Raw genomic sequence first — 6,162 nt, forward strand, 5'->3', positions numbered from 1 at the left:
CATCGGGCTGCTGGGTGACTGCTTCGCCGAATACCCCGGCTGCGTGCTCGACGTCGATCGCGAGGAGCCGTGGCTGCGGGCGCCCGCGACCGGGTACGCCGGCTGGGGTGGGCAGCTGTGGGTGGTGACGCTCGACGACACCGTGGCGGCCTGCGTCGGCCTCAAACCGCACGGCGAGACCAGCGAGCTGAAGAACCTCTACGTCGGCGCGCCGGCGCGCCGCGGCGGCCTGGGCGCCCGGCTCACCGGCATCGTGGAGGACGCCGCCCGCGCCGCCGGCGCGCACCGCATGGAACTCTGGTCGGACACCCGGTTCCTCGACGCCCACCGGCTCTACGAGCGGCTCGGCTACCGCCGTACCGGTCGTACGCGTGAGCTGCACGACCTGTCCGACACCGTGGAGTACGAGTTCGACAAGCCGCTGCGATCCGCTCCAGGCGGGGACCGCGAGCCGATGCGCAGAACTGACGGACCCGCGTAGTAGAAAGAGAGTCCGACCGCCGCCAGCCCCCTGAAGGAGATCGACGCTCGTGCCGAATGCCGGCCGCCCGTCAGCAGCAGGAGATTCGTTCGCCCACCTGCACGTGCACACCGAGTACTCCATGCTCGACGGCGCGGCCCGGGTCGGTGACCTGCTCCCCGAGGCGGCCCGGATGGGCATGCCGGCACTGGCGATGACCGACCACGGCAACGTCTTCGGCGCCTACGACTTCCACCGGCAGGCCACCGAGGCCGGGATCAAGCCGATCGTCGGGATGGAGGCCTACCTCGCGCCAGGCAGCCGTTTCGAGCGGCGCCGCGCAGCCGTGGGCCGGGGGACCGTCGGGGCCGACAACCCCGGCGAGATGTACACCCACATGACGATGCTGGCCGAGACGGCGGACGGCCTGCACAACCTCTTCCGGCTGGCGTCGCTGGCCAGCCTCGAGGGCTATTACTACAAGCCCCGGGTCGACCGTGAGCTGCTCGCCGAGCACGGGCGCGGTCTCATCGCGACCACCGGCTGCCCGTCGGGCGAGGTCAACCGGCTGCTGCAGCAGGACCGTTACGACGAGGCCCGGCAGGCCGCCGCCGACTATCGCGACATCTTCGGGGCGGGCAACTTCTTCTGCGAGCTGATGGACCACGGCCTCGGCATCGAGCGGGCGACCCGCGACGGGCTGCTCCGGATCGCCCGTGATCTGTCCCTGCCGCTGCTCGCCACCAACGACCTGCACTACACGTTCGCCGACGACGCCCGCGCGCACGAGGTGCTGCTCTGCGTGCAGACCGGCAAGACGCTCGCCGACCCGGGCCGTTTCAAGCTCGACGGGAGCGACTACTACCTCAAGTCGCCGGAGGAGATGCGGCACGTCTGGCGGGAGCTGCCCGAGGCGTGCGACAACACCCTCGCCGTCGCCGAGCGGGTCGGGTCCTACGACACGGTCTTCGCCGCGCGTGACCTGATGCCCCGCTTCCCGGTGCCGGCCGGGGAGACCGAGGCGAGCTGGCTGCGTACGGAGGTCGAGCGGGGACTGGACCGGCGCTACCCGGCCGGGGTGCCGGCCGACCGGCGCGAGCGGGCGACGTTCGAGCTGGACATGATCCTGCGGATGGGGTTCCCCGGCTATTTCCTGGTGGTCGCCGACCTGATCCGCTACGCGAAGGAGAACCGCATCCGGGTCGGCCCGGGCCGCGGCTCGGCCACCGGCTCTCTGGTCGGCTACGCGTTGGGGATCACCGAGCTCGACCCGATCGAGCACTCGCTGCTCTTCGAGCGGTTCCTCAACCCCGAGCGGGTGTCGATGCCCGACATCGACATGGACTTCGACGAGCGCCGTCGCGGCGACATGATCCGCTACGCCACCCAGCAGTACGGCGAGGACCGGGTCTCGCAGATCATCACCTACGGCACGATCAAGGCCAAGCAGGCGATCAAGGACTCCGCGCGGGTGCTGCTCGGCCAGCCGGGCTACGCGGTGGCCGACCGGATCACCAAGGCGCTACCGGCGCCGGTGATGGGCAAGGACATCGCGCTGTCCGGGATCTTCGATGCCGACCATCCGCGGCACGGTGAAGCCGGCGAGGTACGCGCGCTCTACGCCGCCGACCCGCAGGTGCAGCAGATCCTCGACACGGCGCGCGGGCTGGAAAACCTCAAGCGCCAATGGGGGGTGCACGCCGCCGGGGTGATCCTGTCCGCCGAGCCGCTGCTCGACGTCATCCCGATCCAGCGTCGCGAGGCCGACGGCGCGATCATCACCCAGTTCGACGCCGGTGCCTGCGAAGCGCTCGGCATGCTGAAGATGGACTTCCTCGGCCTGCGCAACCTCACCGTGCTCGACGACTGCATCCTGCACGTCATTGCCAATCGCGGACAGGAGATCGTCCTCGAGGACCTGCCGCTGGACGACAAGCCCACCTACGAGTTGCTGGCCCGCGGCGACACCCTCGGCGTCTTCCAGCTCGACGGCGGCCAGATCCGGGCCCTGCTCCGGCTGATGCGCCCGGACAAGTTCGAGGACATCTCTGCGGTCCTCGCGCTCTACCGGCCGGGTCCGCTGGCCGCCAACGCGCACATCGAATACGCCGACCGCAAGAACGGCCGCAAGCCGGTGGGCGCGATCCACCCAGAGCTCGCCGAGCCGCTCGCCGAGATCCTCGACGAAACCTATGGCCTGCTGGTCTATCAGGAGCAGGTGCAGGCGCTGGCCCGCAAGGTCGCCGGCTACTCACTCGGCCAGGCCGACCTGCTGCGCCGGGCGATGGGGAAGAAGAAAAAGGCCGAGCTGGAGATGCACCACGAGGCGTTCTCCGGCGGGATGGCGGAGCGCGGTTTCTCCCGCGCGGCGATCGACGCGCTGTGGGGGGTGCTGCTGCCGTTCTGCGACTACGGCTTCAACAAGTCGCACACCGCCGGCTACGCGCTCGTGTCCTACTGGACGGCCTACCTCAAGAGCAACTATCCCGCCGAATACATGGCGGCGCTGTTGACCAGCGTCAAGGACGACAAGGACAAGAGCGCGATCTACCTCGGCGAGTGCCGGCGGATGGGAATCACCGTGCTGCCGCCGGACGTCAACGAGTCCGACTCCGACTTCACCCCGCGCGGCGGCGACATCCGCTTCGGGCTCTCCGCCGTCCGCAACGTCGGCGAGAACGTCGTCGCCTCGATCGTGCGCACCCGCCAGTCGGCCGGCCGGTTCGCCGACTTCCCCGACTTCCTGCGCAAGGTCGAGCAGGTCGCGTGCAACAAGAAGGTGGTCGAGTCCCTGGTCAAGGCCGGCGCCTTCGACTCCCTCGGTCACAGCCGGCGCGGGCTCGCGCAGGTGCACATCGAGGCGATCGACGCCTGCCTGGAGACCAAGCGCGCGGAGGCGATCGGCCAGTTCGACCTGTTCAGCACGGGAGCCCCGCAGGCCGAGGGCGGGTCGGCGTTCGACGTCGTCGTCCCGACCGACGAGTGGGACAAGCGCGAGCTGCTGACCTTCGAGCGCGAGATGCTCGGGCTCTACGTCTCCGACCACCCTCTCCTCGGCCTCGAGCACGTGCTGGCCGGCGCCTCCGACGTCGGGATCGCGGCTCTGCAGAGCGATCAGGTCGGCGACGGGCAGTCGGTGACCGTGGCGGGGATCCTGTCGTCGGTGACCCGGCGGGTCACCCGGGCCGGGGCGCCATGGGCGCAGGTCGTGCTGGAAGACCTCGAAGGCTCGATCGAGGTGCTGTTCTTCCCGGCCACCTACGCCCAGGTCGGCATCAACATCGCCGAGGACGCGATCGTCGTCGTCCGCGGACGGCTCGACCGCCGCGACGACACCCCGAAGCTGATCGCCAGCGAGCTCACCATGCCGGACCTGTCCCAGGGCCCGCGCGGGCCGGTGGTGCTGTCGATGCCGGCCGCCCGGTGCACCCCGCCGGTCGTCGCCCGGCTCAAGGAGGTGCTCTCCACGCACCCGGGCACCACCGAGGTGCAGTTGGAGCTGGTCAACGGCACCCGGACCACCACGCTGCGGCTCGACGACGGGCTGCGGGTCGCGGCGACCATCGCCCTGATGGGTGACCTGAAGGCGCTGCTCGGGCCCGCCTGCGTCGCCAGCTGAGCGCCGGCCGGGCCGGGCGAAGGGGGCGATCCCGGCACTGTGCCGGCAGCGAGCCTGCAACACTGGACGTCGTGGCCGATACCTCCCGTCCCGGCAGCGACCCGGGTGGCAGCGCCGCGACCCGTCCCGAGCTACCGGGCATGGCGCCGCTCCCGTCGTCGGAGCAGGGTCGCCGCGCCCCCCTGTCCGAACGGCTGCGGCCCACCCGCGGCGAGCTGCGTACGGCGGCGATCCTGGTGCTCGTGCTGGCGGTGGTCGGGTTGCTCGCCGGGGTGATCTGGAGCGTGCTGGCGCCGCGGCTGGGGTTCAGCGTGGTGCGCGGATCCGGTGGTCCGGTCGGAATCCAGACCGACCCCGAATCCGAGGCGCTGATCGCGGCGGACGGCTGGTTCGCGATCATCGGCGCGGTCGTCGGCGTGCTCTCCGGGCTGGCGGTGTGGAGCCGGCGGCTCTCCCGCGGGCCGGTTCTCGTGGTCGCCCTGGCGCTCGCCTCGCTGGTCGGTGCGGTCGTCGCGTGGCGGTTCGGGCTGTGGCTGGGCCGGCACCCCACCGCGGGTCAGGTGCACGCGGCGCTGGGCCACGTCGGCGCCACGCTGCATGCCCGGCTGACCCTGCGGGCGAAGGGAGCGCTGTTCTTCCAGCCGTTCTTCGCCGTACTCACCGTCGTCGTGGCCACCGGATTCTCCCGGCACGACGACCTCCGACGGCCGGAGCGCAGGTCACCGCAGGTCAGTTCGTCCCGGCCTGCAGCGTGATCTCGGCCAGCGACGTCGGCACGACCCGCAGCTCGCGGACCAGCGCGGTCTCGCGGCGTAGCAGCCGCAGCTCATGGCGGATCCGTTCGCGCGTGCTGTCGCGCTCGAGCAGGGCCTGCCGGTCGTCGAGCGTGAGCAACGCGGCGGAGGCCACCAGGTAGGACAGGACGGTCGGGTCCTCGGGGAGCTCGAACGCCGCGACCTCGGCGCCCCCGGTGCCGGCCACCGCGGCGACGTACTCCTCGAAGAGCGTCCCGGCGCGGCGGGCCAGCAGCGTGGTCTCCGGCCCGGGATCGGGCTCGTCGGGCAACCACTCCACCGACCCGACCAGGTAGGGCTCGCTGGTGGCGTCGACCTCGAGCAGCCGGAACCGGCGGCCGCCGGCCGAGACCACCTCGTAGGTCCCGTCCTCCTTGTTCTCGACCCGGCGCATGAGGGCCGTGCAGCCGATCGGGTGAAGGGAGCGTGCGGCATCCGGCCCGACCTCCCACCCCTGGCGGATGGCGATCACGCCGAATTCCCGCGCGGACTCGTCGGGCTCGTGCAGCAGCTGCTGAACGAGCAGCCGGTAGCGCTCCTCGAAGACGTGCAGCGGAAGCAGCACGCCGGGGAAGAGCACCGACTGGAGCGGGAACAGCGGCAGGGACTCGGGCACCCGCACAGCCTAGGTCCTAGGGTGGAGATCACATCGAACCGAGGGACTGACAGTGCTGCACCGCACCGATCTGCGTACCGCCCCGCCCGACGGTATCGACGTCGACCGGGCCCTGCCCCGGGCCGCCGTCGACGTCGAGTCGGTCAGCCATGCGGTCCGTGAGGTGCTCGACGACGTACGCCGGCGCGGGGCCGAGGCGGTCCGCGACCTCACCCGCCGGTTCGACGACGTCGAGCTCGATGCCCTGCGGGTCCCGGCCGGCGAGCTGGCGCAGGCCCTCGACCGGCTCGACCCGGCCGTGCGGGCGGGGCTGGAGGAGTCGATCCGCCGGGCCAGGCTGGTGCACGAGGCGCAGCGCCGGACCGACGTCACCACCCAGGTCGTCCCCGGAGGCACGGTCACCGAGCGCTGGGTGCCGGTCGCCCGGGTCGGGCTCTACGTGCCCGGCGGCCTGGCCGTCTACCCGTCCAGCGTCGTGATGAACGTCGTGCCGGCCCAGGTCGCGGGCGTCCCATCGATCGCGCTGGCCTCACCACCGAAAGCCGAGTTCGGTGGCCGCCCGAATCCCGCGATCCTCGCCGCCTGCGCCCTGCTGGGGGTCGACGAGGTGTACGCCGTCGGCGGTGCCCAGGCGATCGCGATGTTCGCCTACGGCGTTGAAGACGTGCCCCGG

Annotated in this window: 5 protein-coding genes; 4 read left to right on the forward strand and 1 reads right to left on the reverse strand. The window is 71.5% G+C overall.

Annotated features, from left to right (window positions below):
- The 3 genes from VGH85_14310 to VGH85_14320 form a co-directional block, all read left to right on the forward strand.
- Window positions 1-481: GNAT family N-acetyltransferase (locus VGH85_14310; GenBank protein HEY2174977.1), on the forward strand; the 481-nt coding region annotated here is incomplete at its 5' end.
- Between the two features lie 49 nt (window positions 482-530).
- On the forward strand, window positions 531-4,079 hold the full coding sequence (dnaE, locus tag VGH85_14315) for a DNA polymerase III subunit alpha (GenBank protein ID HEY2174978.1): 3,549 nt from the start codon (window positions 531-533) through the stop codon (window positions 4,077-4,079).
- Between the two features lie 71 nt (window positions 4,080-4,150).
- The gene (locus VGH85_14320; GenBank protein ID HEY2174979.1) at window positions 4,151-4,834 is read left to right on the forward strand and encodes a DUF2567 domain-containing protein; all 684 of its coding nucleotides are present in this window, start codon (window positions 4,151-4,153) and stop codon (window positions 4,832-4,834) included.
- Here VGH85_14320 and VGH85_14325 read toward each other — a convergent pair.
- Window positions 4,809-5,489, reverse strand: coding sequence for an LON peptidase substrate-binding domain-containing protein (locus VGH85_14325; protein ID HEY2174980.1), 681 nt, complete (start codon window positions 5,487-5,489; stop codon window positions 4,809-4,811). The two genes, VGH85_14320 and VGH85_14325, sit on opposite strands and share 26 nt — an antisense overlap.
- 52 nt (window positions 5,490-5,541) lie before the next feature.
- On the opposite strand from VGH85_14325, the gene VGH85_14330 reads away from it, so the two are divergent.
- Window positions 5,542-6,162 (forward strand): histidinol dehydrogenase (locus VGH85_14330; protein ID HEY2174981.1); only part of this gene is annotated, 621 nt, incomplete at its 3' end.

The sequence above is a fragment of the Mycobacteriales bacterium genome (genome assembly GCA_036497565.1).
Lineage (GTDB): Bacteria > Actinomycetota > Actinomycetes > Mycobacteriales > QHCD01 > DASXJE01.